Below are 22,227 nucleotides of genomic sequence, written 5' to 3' on the forward strand. Positions count from 1 at the left end.
GGGCCTTCGGGGCAGCTTTCGGGCTGGCCTTCGGGACAACCTCCGGGGCGGCGGAACGGGGATTCGACCCCCCGTCCCGCCGCCCCGCCGCCCTGCCCCGGCCCTTCCCCCACCGGCTGATTCGTGTCTCAGCCGACGGACGAGATTGCACCCGGGTTTCCCGTAGCCGCTAGGCTCCTTCCGTGGCTGAGATCCGGATTCCTGCTGACATCAAGCCCGCCGACGGTCGTTTCGGCGCGGGCCCCTCCAAGGTGCGGACGGAAGCGCTGGACGCGCTGGCCGCGACCGGCACCTCCCTGCTGGGCACCTCCCACCGCCAGGCCCCGGTGAAGAACCTGGTCGGCGAGGTACGCGAGGGCATCCGTGAGCTGTTCCAGCTCCCCGAGGGCTACGAGGTCGTCCTCGGCAACGGCGGCTCCACCGCGTTCTGGGACATCGCCACCCACGGCCTGATCGAGAACAAGTCGCAGCACCTCACCTTCGGCGAGTTCAGCTCCAAGTTCGCCAAGGCGGCCAAGCTCGCCCCCTGGCTGGCCGAGCCGACCGTCGTCGCCGCCGACCCGGGCACGCACCCCGAGCCGGTCGCCGAAGCGGGCGTGGACGTCTACGCCCTCACCCACAACGAGACCTCCACCGGCGTCGCCATGCCCATCAAGCGGGTGCCCGGCGCCGACGAGGGCTCCCTGGTCCTGGTGGACGCCACGTCCGGCGCCGGCGGCCTGCCCGTCGACATCGCCGAGACGGACGTCTACTACTTCGCCCCGCAGAAGTCCTTCGCCTCCGAGGGCGGCCTGTGGATCGGCGTCTTCTCCCCGGCAGCCGTCGAGCGCACCGAGCGCATCCACGCGTCCGGCCGCCACATCCCGGAGTTCTTCAGCCTCCCCACGGCGATCGACAACTCCCGCAAGAACCAGACGTACAACACCCCGGCCCTGTCCACCCTCTTCCTCCTCAACGAGCAGCTGAAGTGGATCAACGGCCAGGGCGGCCTGGACTGGTCGGTCCGCCGCACCGCCACCTCGGCCCGCACGCTGTACGGCTGGGCGGAGGACGTGAAGTTCGCGAACCCGTTCGTCACCGACCCGGCCAAGCGCTCCCAGGTCATCGGCACCATCGACTTCACCGACGAGGTCGACGCCGCCGCGATCGCCAAGGTGCTGCGCGCCAACGGCATCGTCGACACCGAGCCCTACCGCAAGCTCGGCCGCAACCAGCTCCGCGTCGCCATGTTCCCGGCGATCGACCCGGCGGACGTCGAGGCCCTGACGAAGTGTGTCGACTACGTCATCGAGCAGTTGTAGCCGCACCCCGCACGACGACGAAGGGCGCCCGGTAGATCACCACCGGGCGCCCTTCGGGCACGCGACGCCTACGCGAACTGACCGAGAAAGGCCTGCCAGCTCTCACCCGAGACGGTGAGCAGAGGCCCGTCGCACTGCTTGCTGTCCCGGACGGCCCGGCCGTTGTCGGTTGTGTGGGCCACCTCGACGCAGTTCTGCTCCGGCTGGGAGTACGACGACTTCCGGAAGGGGCTTACGACCTCGGTCACGATGCGTCTTCCTTCAAGCTCCGCAGTATGCCCCGGATGAGCTTGGCGCTCGCCTCGGGTGCCAGTGCTGACGATCGTAGTAGGTCGTACATATTGGCGTAAGCGGTGAGGTCCTCAGGACCTTCGAGGACCGACGTGCCCCTCAGGTTCTCCAGGGTCACTGCCTCGACCGTCGGCTCGGAATCGAAGCTGAAGGCGGAGAAAGCCGACGTCACGGCTCCCAGTACACCCGCGCTGAACGGCAGCACTTGCACGGTGACGTTCTTCCGCTTCCCGATCTCCAGGATTGTCGCAAGCTGCTCCTGGTGAATCTCGACGTCCACCAACGGGTGCGCGATGACCGACTCCCCGAGGATGGTGGAGTACGTCGCCCTGCCCTCCTCGATCTTCGCCTGCCGACTCTCGCGGACCTTTCCCAGCTGGGCGATCCGGTCCGGGGAGATGTAGTGAGGGCTCTCCTTGGAGATCGCTTCCGCGTACGACGGTGTCTGCAGGAGCCCCGGAACCAGCACCGGCTGCCACTCTCGGATATAGGTCGCGTCATCCTCCAACGCGATGTGGTCGAGGTAGTCCGCCCGTAGGTGTGCGGCGTGCTCGAGCCACCAGCCCCGGCGCTTCGACTGACGGGCCAACCCCTCCAGTTTCTGGCGGACTTCGGGATCACTCACACCGTACGCGTCGAGCATCGCCCGGATTTCGAGTGGGCGGGCGGTCACATGCCCAGTCTCTATGCGGCTGACCCTGGTCTGGTGGGCGGCGATCACCTCGGCGGCCTGGGCCTGGTCCATCTTCGCCGCCAGCCGGTACGTCTTGAGCGCAGCGCCAAGTCGCCTGCTGCGCACGGTCGGTCGTCCACCTACGGGCATCTCCGCCCCCTCTCTGACAGAGCCAAACTGTAGAGCATGCCGCAGTCGAACATATCTCCAACAGCATGTATGCACCTCAATTGATTGCCACTCCCCTTCTTGCGGCTCTAGCCTCATGGGTGAACGACGTTTTCATTTCCACATCTTGACGTCACGTCAGGAGGTACGGCACCCCCATGTCCGCAACCGAAACCTTCCGCATCCCCCAGCACAGACAGCACGTCCCCACCGCCCGCCGGCAGGTGCGCAAAGCCCTCGCGAACTGGGGAGTCACCGACCGACTCGCCGGCAGCGTGACGCTCCTCGCCAACGAGCTCGTCACCAACGCCGTGACCCACTGCCGGATCTCCTGCGCCCAGGTCGAGGTGAAACTCAACCTGTACGAGGCGCATTTGGTGCTGGAGGTCTCCGACCTCGACAGGGACAGGCTCCCCCGGCTGCGCGACTCCGCCCCGGACGAGGAGGGCGGACGCGGCCTGGTCCTCGTGGCGGCCCTGGCCGACGCATGGGGCTGTCGGCAGGGTCCGTACACGAAGTGCGTGTGGGCCCTGTTCACGCTCGGCGAGACGGAGAGCGCCCGCATCCCGTCAACTCTGTGAGGCGCTCGCCCGACGCTCGTGCAACACCCGGGTGAGCGACCGGGACCTCGCCCGCGAGGTCTGGACGCCGGACCCGTACGTGGTACGGCTGCCGAACCCGTACGACGCCCGATGGCAGCGCTGGCACAAGCGCTCCCGCGCCGCAGGCCGGTATCTACCTTTTCCTCCCGACGAAGAGTACTGGGAGGCACCAAAAAGCCTGCCCCTCGAACGCTACTTGCCATACCGACGACGTGGTGCATCCGTACATCCTCAGCCTGGATCCACCGATCGTGATCGGGAGGCGGAGGGGCTGACGCAGAGAGGTACCCACTGAGCTGGGAATATGGGAGTTCTCACGCTTCCGTCCGGCCCAACCAGCAAGGCACCTCGTAAGTGAAATCCTTCCACAGCCCCGCGGCGACCTTCGCCGATCTTGAAGACTCGTGCTGGCTCATCTGCCGCCGGGAAAGTTCACCGCGAACGCAGCCCGGCTCACTCTGGCCGTGATCAACCACAACCTCACCCGTGTGCTCGGCTGTCTGACCTCAGCGTTCCACGCGAGGGCCCGCACCGGCACGATTTGCCGCCAACTTCCCTACTTGTCAGCCTGGTTGGTCACTAGCGCGCGCACCCTGACCTTCCACCTGCCCAAACGCCGGCCCTGGCAGAACGCCCTCGAGGCGCTGTGGACGGCGGTCTGCCACCGCCTGCGAACCTGACCTGCCAGCCGCTCTGCCCACCCACAGCCAAAAACCTCGGAGCCCCTGCCACCGGGACAGCCACCCGGCGCTCTCCCCCGCCCACCAGTAGAAACCCGACCAGAATCAGCCGGGAAAACGCTCACGGAATCGGCTCGGTGGATACAGGCTCAGATTGTGCTGATGACCTGAGGGTTCACGAATTGGGTGTAGTAGTCAGCTTCGCATTCGACGGGCGGCATGTGGTCCAACTCACTATGCAGTCTTCGGTGGTTGTACCGATCAGCCCACTCGGCGGTAGCCAACTCGAACGAGCCGAAAGGGTCCGTCAGCAAGCTGGCGGACCCTCACGCAAGAACGCGGCTAGTCAGATACCGGTCGCCAGCGTCCTGCCTCCTTGAGGGCTACTCGCGCTGCCCACGCGGTCATGACCAGCGCGAGTGTCATCACTACTGTGAGGCTCCAGCCGATGATCGTGACAGGGAGCCCTTCGGCGCGGATGGGAGGTCCCTGCATAGGCAGGGTGAGAGCCACAGCAGCGCAGACGCCGACAAGCGCCGCACAGAAGAAGGCACCCAGAAAGACAAGCAGTGTCGTCCAGGCGAACAGACGCCTGTTTCCTGCCATGACGATGGTGGGTGCCAGAGTTTTGGAGAAGCGCAGGAACTCGGCCATGTTGGCCAGGCAGGTGGCGAAGGCAAGGATGGCCAGCGTAGCCATCGCGAACATGGGCAGCCACCAGTTGTGTTCCCGATAGGTGGCCAGGGTTGCTGTCCACTCTCCGCCGGGGACGGTGACGTGCCATCCCGGCATGAGAGTCCGGTTGGCCAGGTGCTTGACTGCTGCTTCGTCGACCTTGTGGCCTCTGGACGCGATGACCTGGAGTGTGCGCAGGTTCTCTGTGGCGCGCACAACGCCTCGCTCGACAGCGGCTGTGCCGTCCGCCATGGCGTCCGCGGTTTGCAGCAGCGCCCGTCCACGGTCGGAGTCGACCTTCTGGACAGAAGTCGTCAGAACTTGCCGATCCTTGGACGGAACGGGCAAGCCGGCTTGCCTCAGGGCTGCGTCACTACCGAGAACCCGAGTATGCGTTCGCATTTCAGGGCTGTCACTGCTGTAGACGGCCAGTACCTTCTGATCGTCGGGCAACGCGGTAATGAAGGACTGCAACTGCTGGGGTGAGTTGCGGTCGATACCATCTACCACCACGACGGAGGAATCGAGCATCCGCTGGGTTGCCAGGGCCTTCGCGTCGGACTCCGTGGTCCGGTTGTTCCAGGTGTAGAGCTGGGCCGACAGGCCGATCAGCAGAACAATGCTGGTGACGACACGGGTCACGGCAGCCGGGCTGGCTGCGACCCACCGACCGGCGAGCAGAGCCACTGGACGTCCCGCTCGCTGACCCCACCAGCCGATGAGTCGACCCAACTGTGTGGTGAGGGCTGACAGAGCCGCGGGCAGCAGCAGAAGCGCGGTCAGGGAACCTGCAGCGTAGGGCAGCAGGAACAATATTTCGTTGTCCTGTGCGGTGAACAGACCAGGGCCGAAGAAGGCAACGGCGAACGCCACGGGGCACAGCCATCGCGCGGTGCGTACCAGTGCGCGGCCCTGGTGTCCATCTGGGCGTACCCTGATGCTGCTGGTGGTCCGCGGCTGGACGGTGACCGCTGCTGTGAGTACTACGAGTGCGGCCAATCCGGCGCTGGCGAAGAACGGCAGCAGATGGGGCTTCAGGTAGTCAACGGTCATCATGTAGTTGACCTTGGGCAAATTCCAGTTGGAGCCTTGCCAGAAATACATCACCAAGATGGCCAGAGCGGCTCCGGTCAGGACCGGCGGCACTGTCTCACCCAGGTCGACAAGAAGTCGGTGACGCCGGGAAGCTCCCATCGCGTGGAGTATCGACTGACGTCGGTCTCGCTTCACGGAACCAGTGCGGCACGCAATGACAGTGAGCGCCAAGGCGGGGACCAGACACGTTGCGGTGATGAGGACGTAGAAGCCGGTGGCCGGCTGAATGTTCAGCGGCTCTCCGAAGACAGTACCCTCAGGGTTACCCCACGCCGAGACATAAAGCCCCTCTTTCATGGGCTTGGCCGGGCGTACATAAATGAGAGGCTCGGAGATACTGGCCAGGCCTTCGGGTTCCAGGCGGACGTCCATCTCTCCGTAGCGGGAGGTGATGCCCTCGTGCTGGCCAGCCAGTTCGGCGCCGTAGGACACTGCAGAGTGGCCCGGTGCCGGCCAGCGTCGAAGCCCGGGCGGCGGCGGCGAGTCCTTGCGGAGCGGCTGAATGTAGATCACGGAGTACTGCCGTCCCGCGACGGTGTCAGCCGATTCCATCCAGCGAGCAATGGCCTGCCCTGCCTGCTGTTCAGGAACGGTGACCGGGCTGCGTGCCGCTTGTGCGGCCTCGCGACCCGAGTAGGTGGCCGACACCACGACGCAGGCCGCGAACGACAATGCCAGTGCGAGAGTTGCCACGCACATGGCGACCAACCGAATCCTGCCGCTCTCGGCACCCCGGGCCGCGCTTCGCCCGATGCGTAGCAGTGATGCCACAGTTCCCAACGAAGCCCGGTTACGGTTCTTGTGACTGGTGTTCATACTCAGCTGCCCGCCCGCTCTGCCATATGGAAGGCTCCTTGGCGCAGCACCATGTGCTCGTCGGCACGGTCAGCGATGGAGGCATCGTGCGTGACAACGAGCAGGCCGCAGTTCCACTGTTTCGGCAGAGAGAACAGCAATGTGGCCACGCTGTCGCGGTTCTCCTCATCGAGAGCGCCCGTGGGCTCGTCGGCAAGCAGCAACACAGGCTCATTGATGAGGGCCCGGGCGACCGCGACTCGCTGCCTCTCGCCACCGGACAAATCGACTGTCGCGGTATCGCGTGCTCCCGCGACGGCGAGTTCTTCCAGGAGTTCTTCGGCACGTGAAAATGCCTCGTCGCGCTTCCGTCCGGCAAGCAGAGCGGCGAGAGCGACGTTCTCGACCGGAGACAGCTCGGGTAGCAGTTCCGCGAACTGGAACACCATGCCGATGGAGTCACGGCGGTGTTTGGTAAGCCGCCCGGGCCGCATTCGGGTAATATCCTCGCCCGCAATCTCAATGCGCCCCGATTTCGGTTTAATCAGACCCAAAAGACACATCAGCAGAGTTGATTTACCGCTACCGGATGGGCCCGTGATCGCCACGGAATGCCCAGAATCAACTGTCAGTGCTGCTCCGCCCAGAAGTGTGCGACCAGGTACTTCATAACGTAGTCCGGTCACGGTAAGCACGGAATCGGCAGCGGGCGGCGGGAGGGGGGGCATTCGGTTCCTTCAGGATCAAAGTTGACAACGGCTGGGTCGCCTCCCTGAAAGAGGACGACCCAGCCGTTTCAATTATCGGTGCGTGTCAGCGCGGCTCAGTAGGCCCAGGAACCGTAGCGGTCCTCGCCGGCGATCTGCTGCTCGCGGACGCGCAGCTTTGTCACGTTACTACCCTCTCCGCTGGAGGCACAGGTGGAAGAACCCGTATGGTTCCACTTGGTCAGCAGGTTGCTGGGGTTCGCGGAGCGGTAGTACTCGCCGGCAACCGAGTGGTTGTCCATGTCGGTGTCGCAAACCTCGACGACCTGCCGGTTGTACCAGGTCCGAGCCGTCCCCGCCCCACTGAGCGATGCGTAGATCTCGGCAGCGGAAGCCGGAGCCGCCATCGCTATGACACTCGCCCCGATCAGCGCTGTCATTACTGCAGCCTTCATGCGCATGTAAATCGTTCCCCTCCCAGAAAATACCTGGTGCAGCTATCAGCAGGAACGTATCAACTGCCCTCTTAGGGGGGAATCACTTTTTCAGTCACCTTGATCAACTAGTAATGCAACTCAATGTGCAATTTTATCCGGCCCCGCGTAGCGCAAAGAGCTGATAAATCAGGCAAAATAGGTCTCGAAATCTGTGACCTGGCCTAAAACTTTCGCGATCGGACCGCTCCTGCTGTTCATGGAAGTGCGCAGGTGAGGGAGCAGGCCCGTACTACAGGGAGTTTTGGAAGCTTTTCGTCTGCTGTCTTCGTAGTGGATGCGGCGGGCGACGGTCTGGTGAGCTCGGCGCCACAGCAGCTGGGCGGAGACGATGGTGTGCGGGATGGTGACGTGCCACAGGGGCTGGTGGAGCAGGCGGCGGATCTCCTCGGCGGCGTGGGCGATCAGTGGCCGGGGGTCGGGTACGTGGTCAACGGCGTTCAGAACATGGCGGGTTGTGCGTCGGTACCGTCTGTGGCTGCGGTGCCGGTGTCGGATGAGGCCAGGCGGGCGGTGCGGGTGGTGCTGACGGACAAAAACGCGAAGGCGGCGCAAGCCAGGGCGTCGTGCTGGTGCAACGGTTCCCGCTTGCGGACCTCGTCCTGGCCCAAGCCGCAGTCGGATTTCGCGGTCTCGAAGCAGTCCTCCACTGCCCACCGCAAGCCCGCGATCTTCACGAGGGTGGGCAGAGTGGTGCCGGTACGGGCGTGCACGATGAAGTAGGCCACCTCGCTCGGGTCGCTGATCGAGCGGCGCACGAGCAGCAGGTGCAACCAGCCGCGGCGGGGCGGGCCGGCCGATGCGGGCCAGGACACCTCGGCCAGGGCCCGGTCGTAGAAACACTCACCCTGTAAGGGGCGGAGTTGATCCTGGAGGTATCGGATCCGGGCAGGAACAGACTTCCGAGGCTCCACGAACCCGACCTCGACGGGGGGGGCGGGCGCGGACCGGCACTCGTGGAGGCCCTGGCCAAGGCGTGGGGTTGCCGACAGGGGTCCTGCACAAAGTGCGTGTGGGCGCTGTTCGCGCTCGGCGAGGCGGAGAGCGCTCGCATCCCGTCAACTCTGTGAGGCGCTCGCCCGACGCCGCGGGGCCGGAGACGGGTGCCTTGCCGAAAACCGTGAGCACTCGGCGAGCATGTGTCACGTAAGTGCTCAAACGAGCAGTATCAGGACAGTGGTGGCCACAGTGCTCACGGTTGTGGGACGGTGTGTCCTCCCCGGAGCGTGAACGCGTGCCTCGGCATCGCCCACGTCGAGTCCGCCGCCCCACCGGGCAGTCGCGGAAGGCCACCCGTACCAGCTCGGCAAACGGTTCCAGAAGCGGTGGTCCTTCCGGTCATCGGGGTTCACCGGCAGTGGTCAGGATCTTGTGCCAAGCCGCTTCGACTGTGTTGGCCATGCCGTGATCGTGCAGGTCCTGCTGCTGGGGCCATGCCGCAGTCCTGTCAGCGGCTGTCGCAGCACCGACTCCCTGACCACGACACCGAGGACGTCGTCGGCTCGACGCGGATGACGTCCGGAAACGCAGAAACCCCCGGCATGCCGGGGGCCACGAGAGCAAAATCCTTTGGGTGCCCTCCGGAGGACACATATTGATCAGAAACTCATGGGATTCACTCGTCGAGGACGTAGCGGACGTGCCGGCCTCCGAAGTATCCGCGCACGATGCGCGGTTGGCGTTGTCGGCGGTGGAAGAACCGCCGGGTCTCGGCGGCGAGTTCGGCTTGGCTCCTGGCCCGGTGGGTGTGGGGCAGGCTGCGTTTGAGGTCGGCGTTGACCAGCTCGTCGGGGTTCAGCTCGGGTGAGTACGAGGGCAGAAAGTGCAGTTCGACCTGGTCCTTGTGGTCGGCGAGCCAGACCCGGACCGTCTTCGAGCGGTGGGCCGAGTGCCGGTCGACGGCCAGGTGGACCTTGCGGTCGAAGTGCCCGAACAGCCGGGCGAGGAACCGGCACATGACCTTCGCGTCGAACGACCCGGTGAAGACCATGAAGTGTATCCGGCCCTTGGTGCTGATCGCGGACATCGCGTTCACGGAGAACCGGTTCCCGGTACGGCGCACGACCGGCGTCGTGCCTTTGGCTCCCCAGGTGCGGCCGGTGACCTGGTCCGATCGGATGCCGACCTGGTCGGCGAACAGCACCTCCCCGTTCTCCGCCTTCGCTCTGGCCCGGATCGCCGGCCACGTCTCCTCGCGCCAGATCCGGACTGCCTCCGCATCCTGCTCGACCGCCCGCTTGTCCGGCCGCTGGAAGGTCAACCCCCACCGCTTGAGGTACTTGCCCACCCCCGGCTCGGTGAAGCGGACCCGGTACAGCTTGAAGATCAGCTCGCCGATCAGCCCTCGCGTCCACAGCTGCCCGGAAAGCCGCAGGTCGGATGGGGTGTGGTCGAGGACGGCCTGACGGACGGCAGCCTGCTCGGCCTCGGACAGAACCTGATGTTCACCCACCCTGCGGCCCCGCGGGCGGGACAGCAGCGCGTCCCGTCCACCCGACTGCCACCTCGCCCACCAGTTGTCCGCGGTCCTGACCGACACCTGGAACAGGGCCGCAACCTCTCCCCGGTCCCGGCCCTCCACCAGCGCGGACACGGCCAGCAGACGCACAGCCTCCTGCGCGTCCGGCGGCCAGGTCCGTGCATCCCCCACCAGCTCACTCACACACCGTCAACGAATTTGAACCCAAAGCGTTTCGGATCAATAGGACCTTGCCCAGCAAATGTCGCACCCCTCGAGCCAGACAGCAAGCCACCCGGGGCCCGGCACTGTGTGCGGGTCACTGCGCCGGGCCCCTGGTCACACGCCGCTCACGTCGCCGTGCACGTCGCGCTCGGTGTGCTTCCGCCGCCGGGGGCGCCGCCGAAGCCGAAGCTCGCCGAACCGCCTACCGGGACCGCGCCGTTGTGGGGGGCGTTGGTCGCGGTGACGGTTGGGCCGGACTGGGTGTACGAGGCGTTCCACAGGGTGGTGACCCGCTGGGAGCCGCTCCAGGTCCACGTCACCTTCCAGGACTTCAGCGGTACCGTCCCGGTGTTGGTGACCTTCACCTCGGCGTTGAAGCCGCCGCCCCAGTCGCTGCTGACGGTGTAGGCGGCACTGCACGCGGGCCCGCCGCCCCAGGGACCACCCGGGCCGCCCGGGTCCCCCGGATCGCCGGCCGGGAACCCCGGCGCCTTGATGTCCGCGAGGTAGCCGTCCTTGACCGTGTCCACGGTCTTCCAGTCGTCCTTCAGGATGCCGCCGGTGTCACCGGAGTTGGGGTTCCAGGACCAGAAGGTCCAGTGGAAGCTGTCGGCGCCGTGTTCCGAGGTCGACCGCAAGTACGTCACCAGTGCGGACAGCCACCGCTGGTCCACGCCCGACTGGAGCGTCGTACCGAACTCGCCGAGCCAGACCGGGGCGATGTCCTGCTTGAAGACGTAACCCCAGTACTTGTCCCAGATCCCGGGCAGGTTGGCGGGGAACGACGGGTCCTCGAACCAGGGCTGCCGGCCCACACTGGTGGCGTAGTCGTGGGCGGGGTAGACGAGCCGGTCCGGCACGTTCAGGCGGACCGGGTGCTCGGCGACACCCATCAGGTTGCCGCCCCACCAGCCGTTGACCCCGTTGTACGACTGCACGCCCTCGACGAAGACCAGCAGTTCGGGGTTGACGGACAGCACCGCGTTGCCGGCCCGCTCGGTGGCCAGCCGCCAGTCCCGCGCCGTGTCGCCACAGCCCCAACAGGCCGGATCGTGGGGCTCGTTGTGCAGGTCGATGCCGATGACGGTCGGATCCCCCTTGTAACGGGCCGCGAGCGCCTTGAGGTTGGTGATCCACGTCGACTCGGGGACCGTCGAGGTGCACCAGAGCGCGGACTGCCCGGCCGCGTCCGGGCGGTGCCGGTCGAGCACGACCTTCAGGCCCGACTGCCCCGCGTACGCCACGATCCTGTCCATGACCTGGAGCGAAGTCAGGCCACGCAGGTCGGTGTTGATGCCGTCGTGGCTGATGCTGTCGGGCATGGCGCTCGGCTTGAGGGCGTCGTCGCTGTAGGGGAGACGGATCGTGTTGTAGCCCAGCGACTTCATCTGGTCGATCATGCTCTTGTAGTCGCGGGCCCACAGGCCGTGGGCCACCCGGGTGTCGGTCTCGAAGCCGAACCAGTTGACGCCGGCGACGCGTACGGACCGCCCGGTCGCGTCCAGGATCCGACGGCCCTCGGTGTGCCAGTAGCCCTCGCCCGCCATCGCGGTGCGCACCGGGCTCTCGCCCCGCTCCACCGCACCGGCCGACGGCGCACCCGCCAACGGCAGCAGGAACGCCGCCACGGCCACGCACAGCGCTCTTCGCAAGCTGCGGAACATGTCACCGCTTCCTCTCGGAGGGATGGGCCCGGAATACATGGGAGCGCTCCCATAACTCCGCACCTCCACGCAAGCCATGCACCATGAGCACGTCAAGTAGACGGGCGGGGTCCATTTCTCCGGACACCGCCCGGGCCGCACCTCCTGGAGGTTCTGGTCCGGAGACGGGCCAGCGGATGCCAGACCGGCGGATCGGTGTCTGGATGGAGGTATGACCACCTCGCACACGCACCCGGAACGCACCACCCACCCGGAGCTGGCGGACTTCGCCGGACAGTGGGCGGTGCTGCTCACCAGCCACCGCAGGAACGGCACGGGCGTGGGCACCGCCGTGAACCTCGCCGTGGAGGGCGACCACGCCTACTTCCGCACCCCCGGCAAGGCCAAGAAGGTCAAACGCCTGCGCCTCGATCCGGTGGTGGAACTGGCCCCCGCCACCCCCGACGGCAAGCCGGTCGGACCCGAGATGCGCGCCCGGGTCCGGCTGCTGAACCAGGGGAGCAGGGAGGACCGGCACGCGGCACGGCTGCTGCGGCGCAAGTACCCGGTCGTGCAGGGCGCCCTGGTCCCGCTCGCGCACCGACTGATGCGGACGCGGACGCTCCACTACGAGGTGCGGCCGGCACCCGCGGACGGCGCGTGACCGCCCGCCGGTTCAGCCCCGCCTGCGCCGGCGCCCCAGCCCGAACAGGGCCGCGCAGACGACGGCCACGGCGGCCACGGCACCGATCGTGAGGCCGTCCCCGGAACCGGAACCGCCCCCCGAACCCTCGTCCCCCGCCTGTGAGCCCCCGCCCGAGGAACCCGAGGCGCCCGACGAGGACGCCGGTCCGGAGCCGCCCCCGCCGGGCGCCTCCCGGGCCTCTACCGGGCTCTGCTCGCCCTCGCTCCCGTACATCAGCCGGGAGCCGTCGGCGGAGTAGCTGACGGACTCGCCCTGCCCCTGGAGCGGCACGCTGAGCCGCTCCTTGCGCTCGATCTTCCCGTCCCGGGCGTCGTCCCACGCGTAGTGGATCCCGCCGAAGTACCCGCGCACGGCGAGCTGCCGGCCGTCCGGGGAGAACGCGGCGTCGGTGGCCCACAGCTCGACGGGTGCGACGGGCTCGAAGACGTTGCCGCCCGAGGCGGAGAGTTCGGCCGGCCCCTCGTACAGGTGGCCGCCCTCCTCCTTCTTGTCGACGATGTAGACGCGTCCGGTCTTCGGGTGCACGACGAGGGACTCGGCGTCGCGGGCGCCGTCGGAGTAGGTCACGACGTACTGCGTGGCCCGCACGGTCTGGTCCCGCAGCTCCTTCGGCTCGGGCAGCTCGTAGATCCACACGTGCGGCCAGGTGCCGCCGAGGTTGTCGCCGATGTCGCCGACGAAGATCCGGTTGTCCGGCCCGATGGAGATGGCCTCGACGTCCCGGGGCGTGCCGATGCCGGTGAGGGTGAGCCGGGCGACGGTGTCGCCGGTGGCGCTGTCGACGGCGTAGAGGTAGGGGCCGTCGTCGCTGTCGTTGTGGGTCCAGTAGACGCCCGGGTGGAGGCGGGAGGCGGCGAGACCGCTGGACTCGGTGATGCGCGGGTCCTTGATCGTGAACCCCTCGTCGCCGTCGGCTGCGGAGGCGGGTGCGGCGGGTGCGGTGAGCGCGGCGCTCACCCCGAGGAGAAGGGCCGCGGCGGGCAGGGCGAAGGATCGGCGCATGCCCCAAGACTGCCATCACACCGCTGACTTGACGGCAGGTGGTCGGTCTCACATCGCGGTGGCCGGACTGATCGACGATGATGATCGGGTGCTCAGGTTCATGCCCGTCGGCGACTCGATGACCATCGGGAGCGCGGGTGAACACACCTGGCGCTACCGCCTGTGGCAGCACCTGTGCACGGAGTACGGCGGCCCCTTCACCTTCGTCGGCCCGCGCGAGACGCTGCACGACCAGGTGGCGGACGCCCCCACCTCGTACGCCTACGCCGAGCCCGACTTCCCCCGGGCCCACCTGGCCGGCTGGGGCGAGGGCTGGCAGCACATGGCGCCGCTGATCGGCGAGAGCGTCCGGTCCCAGCGGGCCGACGTGCTCCTGGTCTCCCTGGGCCTGATCGACCTCGGCTTCTACACGAACGCCGAGCAGACCGCGGACAACGTCCGTGCCTTCGTCGCCGGGGCGCGGGCGGCCAACCGCCGCGTCCGGCTGGTCCTGCTCCCGGTGATACCCAACATCCGCGCGGAGGCCGACCCGTCCTTCGCAGGCGAGGTCACCCGCTTCAACGAGCTGCTCGCGAAGACGGCCGCCGACCTCGACACCCCGGGCTCCCCGCTCCTCCTGGCCGCCGTCCCGCCGTCGTACGACTTCCACACCGACACCTACGACGGCACCCACCCCAACGCGAGCGGCGAACACAAGATCGCGGAGGCCTTCGCGGAGGCGATGTACGAGGGCTGGGAGCTGGGCGGGCCCTACTCCGCGTCCTAGCCGTCGCCCGGCGGCATATGCGCCCCACCCCGTGTCCTACTCACCGTGCGTAGCGTTGTGCCGCGCGGCCGTACTCGTCCGTGGAGCGGCCGGGGAGGAGCGCCACGATGACCGTCCTTGACGACAGGATCACCATGGCCGACAGCAACACGCAGCGTTTGGACGAGTGGTTCGAGCGGCTGGAGCGGATGCCCGTCCCCGAAGGATTCAGGGTCGAGATCGTCGGGGGCAACGTCTACATGACACCGCAGCGGGACACCCATTGGGCAATCATCCGTCGAATCGTACGGGCCGTCGAGGACAGGTTCGGGATGGACGTGCCAGTGTTCTCGGGCGTCCGCATCGACTTCCCCGGCCACGAGAACGGCCTCTGCCCGGACGTGGCCGTGCTTCGCGCCTCCGCCGAGAAGGACGACGGAGGCCGCTGGCGCCACGAGGACGTCGAGTTCGTCTTCGAGGTCATCTCCGAGGGCACGGCCGCCAACGACTACGGCCCGAAGAAGGCCGCCTACGCGACCGCCGAGGTCCCTCTCTACGTCATCGCCGACCCCTACCAGGGCCTCTGCTACGTCTACACCGACCCCAAGAACGGCGACTACGTCACCAGGACGCGGGTGGACTTCGGCGACGACATCGATCTGACGGGCACAGTGGCGGACCTGACGGTCGGAACCGGCGACTTTCCCCGCGACTGATTCCTGTCCCGTCCGCGCCCATCACACTGACGTGCTCCTGATCTCCGTCGACAACCCGGGGCTTCCTGAATGGCACGAACGGTCATCGAGATCGACGACGACAAGCCGGCCGAGGCCGCCGAGATCTTCGGGACGAGTACCAGGGTCGCCACCGTGAACGCGGCTCTCGAGGACGCCGTCAAACGCCGGAAGCGGGCGTCGTTCCTGACCTGGCCGGCCGAGGGCGGGCTGCCCGGCCTCACGGGGCCCGTGGAGGAGACAGCCGACGGCCTGGGGCGTCCCCGCAGGCACCGCCGACTGATCCCCTTGCATAGAGTGCGCTCCAGGACGTTGGCTTGGTGCTCATGGAGTACACGCAGCTCGGACGCACGGGACTCAAGGTCGGTCGGCTCGTCCTCGGGACGATGAACTTCGGTCCGCAGACCGACGAGGCCGACTCTCACGCCATCATGGACGCGGCGCTGGACGCCGGGATCAACCTCTTCGACACCGCCAACGTGTACGGCTGGGGAGAGAACAAGGGCCGTACGGAATCGATCATCGGCAACTGGTTCGCCAAGGGCGGCGAGCGGCGCGACAAGGTCGTGCTCGCCACCAAGGTGTACGCGAACATGAGCGCCGACGACGAGGCGTGGCCCAACCACGACAAGCTGTCCGCCCTGAACATCCGGCGGGCCGTGGACGCCTCGCTGAAGCGGCTGCAGACGGACCACATCGACCTCTACCAGTTCCACCACATCGACCGCAGCACGCGGTTCGACGAGATCTGGCAGGCGATCGACGTCCTGATCCAGCAGGGGAAGATCCTTTACGTGGGGTCGTCCAACTTCCCCGGGTACAAGATCGCCCAGGCCAACGAGGTCGCGGCCCGGCGCGGCGGGACCATCGGCCTGGTGAGCGAGCAGTGCCTGTACAACCTCGCCGAGCGCCGCGCCGAGATGGAGGTCATCCCGGCCGCGCAGGACTACGGGCTCGGGGTCATCCCCTGGTCGCCGCTGCACGGCGGTCTGCTGGGCGGCGTCCTCAAGAAGGAGGCCACCCAGGGGCGCCGCGCGTCCGGGCGGGCCGCCGAGACGCTCGCCGACCCCACCGCCCGCGCCCAGATCCAGGCGTACGAGGACCTGCTCGACAAGCACGGCGTCGAGCCCGGCGAGGCCGCGCTGGCCTGGCTGCTCACCCGGCCCGGGGTGACGGGGCCGATCGTCGGCCCGCGCACCACCGAGCAGCTGGCGTCGGCGCTGCGGGCGGTCGAGCTGGAGCTGAGCGAGGAGCTGCTGTCTTCGCTGGACGAGATCTTCCCGGGCCCGGGGCCGTCCCCGGAGGCCTTCGCCTGGTAGGACGCCGCCTTCCCGGCGGGCACGCCGGGATCGCCGGGGGTGCCTGGTGGCGGCGGGGCTAGTTTCCGAGCGCCGCCGCCACAGCCACTACCGCAAACATCAGTACAAGCGCACCGGCCATGATCCGGTTCCGGGTTTTCGGGTCCACGCCCTCGAGCCTAACCGGCCGCGCCGAGTGGGCAGCGCGCGACCACCTCGTAACGGGGCTGTTCGCCCGGCACCCCCGACCTCGGCAGGTTGCTGCGCACCAGCGCCACCTCGCCCACGGTCCAGGTGCGGCTCCGGAACCGCCCCAGGGCCTCCACGTACGGCCGTACGTCGGCACCGGTCCGGCTGCGGGCCAGCGTCAGGTGGGCCTTGTAGCGGCGGTGCTCCCCCATCGCCACGCCCGCCCTGCGCCCCGCCGCCTCCGTACGGTCGGCGAGCAGGCTCAGGGGGTGCAGGTCACCGTCCGCCCCGGTCCACAGGGTCCGCCCGTGGCCGAACCGGCCACCGCCGCACAGCGCCAGCTCGAAGGGTTCGCTCCGGGACGCGGCCCGCTCCAGGCGGGCGGTCAGCTCGGGGACGAGGTCGTCGTCGACCTCTCCGTAGAAGGCCAGCGTGAAGTGCCAATCAGCGGCTCCGCCGCGGGGCCGGCCGGGAACCCCGGTCCAGCGCAGGGCGTCCGCGCCGGGCAGCCGCCGCAGTTCCTCGACCTCGACGGCGAGCTCACGGATCACGTCCTCGGGCGGCACCACGGCGGCGAAGAGTCTCATGCCTCCAGTCTCACCGGGGAACGCGTGTACGCCCACGCGTGTCCTGGTCACCGTGCGTATCGTTGTACTGCGCGGCTGCATCCGTCCGGGGCGCAGCCGGGGAGGAGCGCCACGATGACCGTCCTTGACGACAGGATCAAGATGGCCGACAGCAACGGCGAACCCACTCTCGACATGATGTTCGAGTGGTTGGAGACGATGCCCGTCCCCGAGGGTTACAAGGTCGAAATCGTCGGGGGGAACATCTTCATGGCGCCTCAGCGGGACACCCACTGGGACATCATCGCGAACATTTACGACCAGCTGCGCGCCGAGTACCCGCGCAAGCGTGTGAAGTGCGACGTCCGCATCGACTACCCGGGGTACCTCAACGGCTTCGCCTCCGATGTCACGTTGATGGCCGAAGGCGCCGACAAGAATGCCAAAGGGCTGTGGAACTGCGCGGACGTCGAATTCGTCGCCGAGGTGATCTCCAAGAAGACCGGCGCCAACGACTACGGCTCCAAGAAGGACGCCTACGCCGCCGCCGGCGTCCCCGTGTACCTGATCGTGGACCCGTACACCGGCGAGTGGCACCTGCACACCCTGCCGAAGGACGGTACGTACCGCGGGGCGGTCCGACTTCCCTTCGGCGAGGAGGTCGACCTGACCGGGACGGTCGTCGGTCTGGTACTCAAGACCGACGAGTTCCCCCGCGACTGATCGCGGAGGAACTCGTCGGGGCGGCGGGTCCGGCCGTCAGGCCACCGCCGTCAGCTCCCGTTGCCGTTCCCTCGGTACGAACCGCACCTGGGGATGGCCGCGGTTCCAGCCGACCGTCAGGCGCAGGTTGCCGACGCGGGCCAGGATCAGGCCGATCACCGCGGCGGCGAGGACCGCGACGGCACCGCCCATCGCGAAGCCGAGACGGGCGCCGTAGGTGTCGGTGATCCAGCCGACGATCGGGGCGCCGACGGGCGCGCCGCCGAGGAAGACCATCATGTACAGGGCCATGACGCGGCCGCGTACGGCCGGGTCGGTGGACATCTGGATGCTGGTGTTGGTGGTGACGTTGACCGTCATGGCGAACAGGCCGATCGGGATCATGAGCAGGGCGAACAGCCACAGGGTGGGTGCCCCGGCCGCCACGATCTCCAGTCCGCCGAAGGCCAGCGCGGCCAGGATCAGCAGCCGCAGGCGGGCCGTGCCGCGCCGGGCGGCGAGCAGGGCGCCGGCCAGGGAGCCGACCGCCATCAGGGTGTTGAACAGGCTGTAGACGCCCGCGCCCCCGTGGAAGACGTCGTCGGCGAAGGCCGAGAGGTAGACGGGGAAGTTGAAGGCGAACGTGCCGATGAAGCCGACCAGGACGATCGGCCAGACCAGGTCGGGCCGGCCCGCGACATAGCGCAGCCCCTCCCGCAGCTGCCCCTTGCCGCGCGGGGACGGCGTGACGGCGTGCAGTTCGCGGGCCCGCATCATCATCAGGCCGGCCAGCGGCGCGATGAAGGACAGGCCGTTGAGGAGGAACGCCCAGCCCGTGCCGACGCCGGTGATCAGCAGGCCCGCGACGGCGGGACCGACCAGGCGGGCGGACTGGAAGTTCGCGGAGTTCAGGCTGACCGCGTTCTGCAGCTGACCGGGGCCGACCAGCTCGGCGACGAAGGACTGGCGGGCGGGGTTGTCGACCACCGTCGCCAGACCGGTGACGAAGGCGGCGACGTAGACGTGCCAGACCTCGACCTGTCCGGTGAGGGTGAGGGCGGCGAGCGCCAGCGAGGTGAGGGCCATCGCCGACTGGGTGACGAGCAGTGTGGGGCGCTTGCGCAGGCGGTCCACGAGGACGCCGCCGTACAGGCCGAACAGCAGCATCGGCAGGAACTGCAGGGCCGTGGTGATACCGACGGCGGCCGAGGAGGCGGTGAGGGTGAGCACCAGCCAGTCCTGGGCGATGCGCTGCATCCAGGTGCCGATGTTGGAGACCACCTGGCCGATGAAGAACAGGCGGTAGTTCCTGACCCGCAGCGAGGAGAACATCCGGGACTTGCGGATGCTCCGCCCCGGCGCTTCCGGGTCGGGCGGCGTGTCACCGCCGGCGGGGGTGTCGTGGGTGTCAGGAGCGGGGGCGGAGTCTGCTCCGGGTCCCGTACTCAAGGTTCGCCTCCTAGCGACGGCTGCTGATTTCCTAGATGTGCGCGAGCTTCTCCAGCACAGGGGCGGCGGCACGGAGTTTCGCCCATTCGTCCTCGTCGAGTTCCTCGGCGAGGGTGGCCAGGAAGACGTTCCGCTTGCGGCGGCTCTCGGCGAGCATCGCCTCGGCCTGTTCGGTCTGCGTCACGACCTTCTGGCGCCGGTCGTCGGGGTGCGGCTCCAGCCGGACCAGCCCCTTGCCCTCCAGCAGGGCCACGATGCGGGTCATCGAGGGCGGCTGGACGTGTTCCCTGCGGGCGAGCTCGCCCGGGGTGGCCCGACCACAGCGGGCGAGGGTGCCCAGCACCGACATCTCGGTGGGGCTGAGCGACTCGTCGACGCGTTGGTGCTTGAGCCGACGGGACAGTCGCATCACGGCGGATCGAAGGGCGTTGACGGCGGCCGCGTCGTCGTCATGGCTGAGGTCCGGCATGTTCTTTAGCATAACTCATTACTCTCGCTAAAGGACCAGTCGGGGCGCGATCGAACCCCGCCCGTGCCCGTGAGGTCGGCCACCCATGCCGCCGTCACGCCGCCGTCACGCCCCAGTCACGCCGCAATCGCGCCACAGAGCACGCCATAGATCACTCGTACGGGTGATCCCTGCGGGAAACATGGCACACCGGGCCGGAGAGTGCGGCAAGGCTCATGTCCATGGGGACCGACGTACTCAGCCTGCGCATGGACCAGGAACTGCTCGAAAGACTCCGGAGCCATGCCGCCAAACGCGGAATGAGCGTCCAGGACTATGTCGTCCAGACGCTCATTCGCGATGACTTCGACCAGCGGTTCCAGACCGCCGTCGAGGAGACGGAGAAGTTCTACGGCGTCACCTGATCCCGCACCGAGCCGGTCGGGCCGGGGCGGGTCAGGCCGGGCCGGGTCAGGTCAGACCCAGTGCCGGCATCAGGTAGTAGAAGGCGAAGACAGCCGACACCGCGTACATCGCCACCGGGACCTCCCGGCCGCGCCCGGCCGCCAGGCGCAGCAGCACGAAGGTGATGAAGCCCATGCCGATGCCGTTGGTGATCGAGTAGGTGAACGGCATCATCACCATGGTCACGAAGGCCGGAACGGCGATCGTGTAGTCCGCCCAGTCGATCTCCTTGATCGAGCCCGCCAGGATCAGGAAGCCGACCGCGAACAGCGCCGGGGTGGCCGCCTGGGACGGCACCATCGTGGCGACGGGCGTGAGGAACAGCGCGACGGCGAACAGCGCGCCGGTGACGACGTTCGCGAAGCCGGTGCGCGCGCCCTCACCGACGCCGGCCGTGGACTCCACGAAGGCGGTGGTGGCGGAGGAGGAGCTGGCGCCACCCGCGGCGACCGCGACACCGTCGATGAACAGGACCTTGTTGATGCCGGGCATCTGGCCGTCGGCGTCGGTCAGCTTGGCCTCGTCGGAGACGCCCATGATCGTGCCCATCGCGTCGAAGAAGCACGACAGCAGCACGGTGAAGACGAACAGGACGCCGGTCAGCACACCGACCTTGGCGAAGCCGCCGAACAGGCTGACCTCGCCGATCAGGCCGAAGTCGGGGGTGGCGACGGGGTTGCCGGGCCAGGTCGGGTTCGTCAGGCCCCAGGAGGGGATGTCGGCCACGGCGTTGATGATCACGGCGAGGACCGTCATCGCGACGATCGAGATGAGGATCGCGCCGGGCACCTTGCGCACGATCAGCGCCAGCGTGAGCAGCGCGCCGAGGATGAAGACGAGGACCGGCCAGCCGGTGAGGTGACCGCCGGTGCCGAGCTGGAGCGGGACGGTGGTCTGGGCGGCGTCCGGGATCCGGGAGACGAAACCGGAGTCGACCAGGCCGATCAGCATGATGAACAGGCCGATACCGATGGCGATGGCCTTGCGCAGACCGTACGGGACGGCGTTCATCACGCGCTCACGCAGACCGGTGGCGACCAGCAGCATGACGATGAAGCCGGCCAGCACCACCATGCCCATCGCGTCGGGCCACGACATGCGCGGGGCGAGCTGGAGGGCGACCACCGAGTTCACGCCGAGGCCGGCGGCCAGCGCGATCGGCACGTTGCCGATGACGCCCATGAGCAGCGTGGTGAACGCCGCCGTCAGGGCGGTCGCGGTGACCAGCTGGCCGTTGTCGAGCTGGTTGCCGTACACGTCCTTCGCGCTGCCGAGGATGATCGGGTTCAGCACGATGATGTAGGCCATCGCGAAGAAGGTGGCGAATCCGCCACGGATCTCGCGGGGCAGGCTGCTGCCCCGCTCGGAGATCTTGAAGTAGCGGTCGAGTGCGCCGTACGCGGGCGCGGGCCCCGGCTGATCGGGCAGGGGGGCCTTGCTGGGGGCCGACGTGGACATGCAGAACCTCATCACCGTCGGACTTCCATCAAAGCCCTTTGGCGTTTCCTACGAGCAGAATGGGCCAGAGACAAACAGATTCAGTATGAAGATATAACGACATCCACGCTATCTCCGCGCGTAGACACATGCGGCCCGGTGCGGCGAACCTCACCCCCGCCCGCCCTCGTAAGCTGTCCGCATGGCCGCTTTCTTCTCGGGTCTCTCGCGTTTGGTCACGGGAACCCCCAAGCACGAGGCGCCGGAGCCCCTGGAGGGCCCCGTGGTCGCCACCATCGTCGGCGGCACGATCATCTGGTTCGCCCTCTTCCTGGTGCAGCTGCCCTTCTACGGCTGGTTCGACGACCGCGGCCACACCTGGTGGCTGTGGACCTGCCTGGCCGGCGGCGGGCTCGGGTTCATCGGCATCTGGTACGTCCGCCGGCGCGACGCCGCGATCAAGCGCGACCAGGCCGCGGCGGCCGCTCGGGGCACGGAGACGGCGCAGTCGGCGCAGTCGGTGGAGACGGCGGAGACGGAACCGGCCGGCGGCCCCTCCCCGTCGTCGGCCGACTGACCCCTCACCACTCCCGTACGCCCACGGCACCACGACCGCCCCGCGGCCCTCCTCCCCCGGTCGGATCTTCCGCGCATCCGGTGGGTGAAGCCGTGAAGCCGC

General features: G+C 67.9%; 23 protein-coding genes and 1 pseudogene. 11 read left to right on the top strand and 13 right to left on the bottom strand.

The window, feature by feature from the left end:
• Positions 1-182 precede the first annotated feature (182 nt).
• Complete coding sequence (gene serC / locus ACVW19_RS14840; protein WP_457459868.1) at positions 183-1,301, top strand: phosphoserine transaminase; 1,119 nt, start codon at positions 183-185, stop codon at positions 1,299-1,301.
• Positions 1,302-1,369: 68 nt separating this feature from the next.
• Here serC and ACVW19_RS14845 read toward each other — a convergent pair whose 3' ends face one another.
• Entirely contained in the window at positions 1,370-1,549 is a 180-nt protein-coding gene (locus ACVW19_RS14845) for a DUF397 domain-containing protein (protein ID WP_457459869.1), read from the bottom strand.
• The gene (locus ACVW19_RS14850) at positions 1,546-2,415 is read right to left on the bottom strand and encodes a helix-turn-helix domain-containing protein (RefSeq protein WP_457459870.1); all 870 of its coding nucleotides are present in this window, start codon (positions 2,413-2,415) and stop codon (positions 1,546-1,548) included. Before ACVW19_RS14850 ends, ACVW19_RS14845 begins: the two co-directional genes overlap by 4 nt.
• Before the next feature lie 176 nt (positions 2,416-2,591).
• Between ACVW19_RS14850 and ACVW19_RS14855 the strand changes: the two genes are divergently transcribed.
• Together ACVW19_RS14855 and ACVW19_RS14860 are read left to right on the top strand one after the other, a co-directional pair.
• Positions 2,592-3,014, top strand: coding sequence for an ATP-binding protein (locus ACVW19_RS14855; RefSeq protein ID WP_457459871.1), 423 nt, complete (start codon positions 2,592-2,594; stop codon positions 3,012-3,014).
• Positions 3,015-3,419: 405 nt separating this feature from the next.
• Positions 3,420-3,715 (top strand): annotated as a pseudogene (locus ACVW19_RS14860) (IS1380 family transposase); the annotation flags it as partial.
• Between the two features lie 342 nt (positions 3,716-4,057).
• On the opposite strand, the gene ACVW19_RS14865 reads toward ACVW19_RS14860, so the two are convergent.
• From ACVW19_RS14865 to ACVW19_RS14890, 6 genes are all read right to left on the bottom strand, one after another.
• Positions 4,058-6,178 carry an FtsX-like permease family protein gene (locus tag ACVW19_RS14865; protein ID WP_457459872.1) on the bottom strand — a complete coding sequence of 707 codons (2,121 nt, stop codon included), beginning with the start codon at positions 6,176-6,178 and terminating at the stop codon, positions 4,058-4,060.
• A 125-nt stretch (positions 6,179-6,303) separates the two neighbouring features.
• The gene (locus tag ACVW19_RS14870) at positions 6,304-7,008 is read right to left on the bottom strand and encodes an ABC transporter ATP-binding protein (RefSeq protein WP_457459873.1); all 705 of its coding nucleotides are present in this window, start codon (positions 7,006-7,008) and stop codon (positions 6,304-6,306) included.
• Positions 7,009-7,103: 95 nt separating this feature from the next.
• On the bottom strand, positions 7,104-7,448 hold the full coding sequence (locus ACVW19_RS14875; RefSeq protein ID WP_457459874.1) for a hypothetical protein: 345 nt from the start codon (positions 7,446-7,448) through the stop codon (positions 7,104-7,106).
• Positions 7,449-7,921: 473 nt separating this feature from the next.
• Complete coding sequence (locus tag ACVW19_RS14880) at positions 7,922-8,254, bottom strand: hypothetical protein (protein ID WP_457459875.1); 333 nt, start codon at positions 8,252-8,254, stop codon at positions 7,922-7,924.
• An 842-nt stretch (positions 8,255-9,096) separates the two neighbouring features.
• Positions 9,097-10,131, bottom strand: coding sequence for an IS630 family transposase (locus ACVW19_RS14885; protein ID WP_457459876.1), 1,035 nt, complete (start codon positions 10,129-10,131; stop codon positions 9,097-9,099).
• Between the two features lie 158 nt (positions 10,132-10,289).
• On the bottom strand, positions 10,290-11,828 hold the full coding sequence (locus ACVW19_RS14890; RefSeq protein WP_457459877.1) for a cellulase family glycosylhydrolase: 1,539 nt from the start codon (positions 11,826-11,828) through the stop codon (positions 10,290-10,292).
• Positions 11,829-12,039: 211 nt separating this feature from the next.
• Here ACVW19_RS14890 and ACVW19_RS14895 point away from each other — a divergent pair, with 211 nt between their 5' ends.
• Positions 12,040-12,471: a PPOX class F420-dependent oxidoreductase gene (locus ACVW19_RS14895; RefSeq protein ID WP_457459878.1), complete on the top strand. Its 432-nt coding sequence runs from the start codon at positions 12,040-12,042 to the stop codon at positions 12,469-12,471.
• Between the two features lie 12 nt (positions 12,472-12,483).
• On the opposite strand, the gene ACVW19_RS14900 is transcribed toward ACVW19_RS14895, so the two are convergent.
• Complete coding sequence (locus tag ACVW19_RS14900; protein WP_457459879.1) at positions 12,484-13,515, bottom strand: WD40 repeat domain-containing protein; 1,032 nt, start codon at positions 13,513-13,515, stop codon at positions 12,484-12,486.
• Positions 13,516-13,603: 88 nt separating this feature from the next.
• Here ACVW19_RS14900 and ACVW19_RS14905 point away from each other — a divergent pair, with 88 nt between their 5' ends.
• From ACVW19_RS14905 to ACVW19_RS14920, 4 genes are all read left to right on the top strand, one after another.
• Complete coding sequence (locus ACVW19_RS14905; RefSeq protein ID WP_388703824.1) at positions 13,604-14,281, top strand: SGNH/GDSL hydrolase family protein; 678 nt, start codon at positions 13,604-13,606, stop codon at positions 14,279-14,281.
• 107 nt (positions 14,282-14,388) lie between these two features.
• Positions 14,389-14,976 carry a Uma2 family endonuclease gene (locus tag ACVW19_RS14910; RefSeq protein ID WP_457459880.1) on the top strand — a complete coding sequence of 196 codons (588 nt, stop codon included), beginning with the start codon at positions 14,389-14,391 and terminating at the stop codon, positions 14,974-14,976.
• A 69-nt stretch (positions 14,977-15,045) separates the two neighbouring features.
• Entirely contained in the window at positions 15,046-15,384 is a 339-nt protein-coding gene (locus tag ACVW19_RS14915; RefSeq protein ID WP_457459881.1) for a type II toxin-antitoxin system VapB family antitoxin, read from the top strand.
• Complete coding sequence (locus ACVW19_RS14920; protein WP_457459882.1) at positions 15,321-16,313, top strand: aldo/keto reductase; 993 nt, start codon at positions 15,321-15,323, stop codon at positions 16,311-16,313. Before ACVW19_RS14915 ends, ACVW19_RS14920 begins: the two co-directional genes overlap by 64 nt.
• 158 nt (positions 16,314-16,471) lie before the next feature.
• On the opposite strand, the gene thpR is transcribed toward ACVW19_RS14920, so the two are convergent.
• On the bottom strand, positions 16,472-17,068 hold the full coding sequence (gene thpR / locus ACVW19_RS14925) for an RNA 2',3'-cyclic phosphodiesterase (RefSeq protein ID WP_457459883.1): 597 nt from the start codon (positions 17,066-17,068) through the stop codon (positions 16,472-16,474).
• Between the two features lie 114 nt (positions 17,069-17,182).
• On the opposite strand from thpR, the gene ACVW19_RS14930 reads away from it, so the two are divergent.
• Positions 17,183-17,770, top strand: coding sequence for a Uma2 family endonuclease (locus ACVW19_RS14930; protein ID WP_457459884.1), 588 nt, complete (start codon positions 17,183-17,185; stop codon positions 17,768-17,770).
• 36 nt (positions 17,771-17,806) lie between these two features.
• Here ACVW19_RS14930 and ACVW19_RS14935 read toward each other — a convergent pair whose 3' ends face one another.
• Together ACVW19_RS14935 and ACVW19_RS14940 are read right to left on the bottom strand one after the other, a co-directional pair.
• Positions 17,807-19,198: an MFS transporter gene (locus ACVW19_RS14935; protein WP_457459885.1), complete on the bottom strand. Its 1,392-nt coding sequence runs from the start codon at positions 19,196-19,198 to the stop codon at positions 17,807-17,809.
• A 31-nt stretch (positions 19,199-19,229) separates the two neighbouring features.
• Positions 19,230-19,667 carry a MarR family winged helix-turn-helix transcriptional regulator gene (locus ACVW19_RS14940; RefSeq protein WP_457459886.1) on the bottom strand — a complete coding sequence of 146 codons (438 nt, stop codon included), beginning with the start codon at positions 19,665-19,667 and terminating at the stop codon, positions 19,230-19,232.
• 221 nt (positions 19,668-19,888) lie between these two features.
• On the opposite strand from ACVW19_RS14940, the gene ACVW19_RS14945 reads away from it, so the two are divergent.
• Positions 19,889-20,071, top strand: coding sequence for a ribbon-helix-helix protein, CopG family (locus ACVW19_RS14945; RefSeq protein WP_109379380.1), 183 nt, complete (start codon positions 19,889-19,891; stop codon positions 20,069-20,071).
• Positions 20,072-20,117: 46 nt separating this feature from the next.
• Here ACVW19_RS14945 and ACVW19_RS14950 read toward each other — a convergent pair whose 3' ends face one another.
• A complete protein-coding gene (locus ACVW19_RS14950) occupies positions 20,118-21,569 on the bottom strand; it encodes an NCS2 family permease (protein WP_457459887.1) in 1,452 nt (483 codons plus the stop codon).
• Between the two features lie 181 nt (positions 21,570-21,750).
• Here ACVW19_RS14950 and ACVW19_RS14955 point away from each other — a divergent pair, with 181 nt between their 5' ends.
• On the top strand, positions 21,751-22,125 hold the full coding sequence (locus ACVW19_RS14955; protein WP_457459888.1) for a DUF2530 domain-containing protein: 375 nt from the start codon (positions 21,751-21,753) through the stop codon (positions 22,123-22,125).
• Positions 22,126-22,227 lie beyond the last annotated feature (102 nt).

This window comes from Streptomyces sp. TE5632 (genome assembly GCF_054061295.1).

Coding starts and splice junctions, on each gene's coding strand:
- ACVW19_RS14850 (WP_457459870.1), bottom strand. CDS start 2,415: ATGCCCGTAGGTGGACGACCGACCGTGCGCAGCAGGCGACTTGGCGCT.
- ACVW19_RS14855 (WP_457459871.1), top strand. CDS start 2,592: ATGTCCGCAACCGAAACCTTCCGCATCCCCCAGCACAGACAGCACGTC.
- ACVW19_RS14870 (WP_457459873.1), bottom strand. CDS start 7,008: ATGCCCCCCCTCCCGCCGCCCGCTGCCGATTCCGTGCTTACCGTGACC.
- ACVW19_RS14875 (WP_457459874.1), bottom strand. CDS start 7,448: ATGCGCATGAAGGCTGCAGTAATGACAGCGCTGATCGGGGCGAGTGTC.
- ACVW19_RS14890 (WP_457459877.1), bottom strand. CDS start 11,828: ATGTTCCGCAGCTTGCGAAGAGCGCTGTGCGTGGCCGTGGCGGCGTTC.
- ACVW19_RS14895 (WP_457459878.1), top strand. CDS start 12,040: ATGACCACCTCGCACACGCACCCGGAACGCACCACCCACCCGGAGCTG.
- ACVW19_RS14900 (WP_457459879.1), bottom strand. CDS start 13,515: ATGCGCCGATCCTTCGCCCTGCCCGCCGCGGCCCTTCTCCTCGGGGTG.
- ACVW19_RS14910 (WP_457459880.1), top strand. CDS start 14,389: ATGACCGTCCTTGACGACAGGATCACCATGGCCGACAGCAACACGCAG.
- ACVW19_RS14915 (WP_457459881.1), top strand. CDS start 15,046: ATGGCACGAACGGTCATCGAGATCGACGACGACAAGCCGGCCGAGGCC.
- ACVW19_RS14920 (WP_457459882.1), top strand. CDS start 15,321: ATGGAGTACACGCAGCTCGGACGCACGGGACTCAAGGTCGGTCGGCTC.
- thpR (WP_457459883.1), bottom strand. CDS start 17,068: ATGAGACTCTTCGCCGCCGTGGTGCCGCCCGAGGACGTGATCCGTGAG.
- ACVW19_RS14930 (WP_457459884.1), top strand. CDS start 17,183: ATGACCGTCCTTGACGACAGGATCAAGATGGCCGACAGCAACGGCGAA.
- ACVW19_RS14940 (WP_457459886.1), bottom strand. CDS start 19,667: ATGCCGGACCTCAGCCATGACGACGACGCGGCCGCCGTCAACGCCCTT.
- ACVW19_RS14945 (WP_109379380.1), top strand. CDS start 19,889: ATGGGGACCGACGTACTCAGCCTGCGCATGGACCAGGAACTGCTCGAA.
- ACVW19_RS14950 (WP_457459887.1), bottom strand. CDS start 21,569: ATGTCCACGTCGGCCCCCAGCAAGGCCCCCCTGCCCGATCAGCCGGGG.
- ACVW19_RS14955 (WP_457459888.1), top strand. CDS start 21,751: ATGGCCGCTTTCTTCTCGGGTCTCTCGCGTTTGGTCACGGGAACCCCC.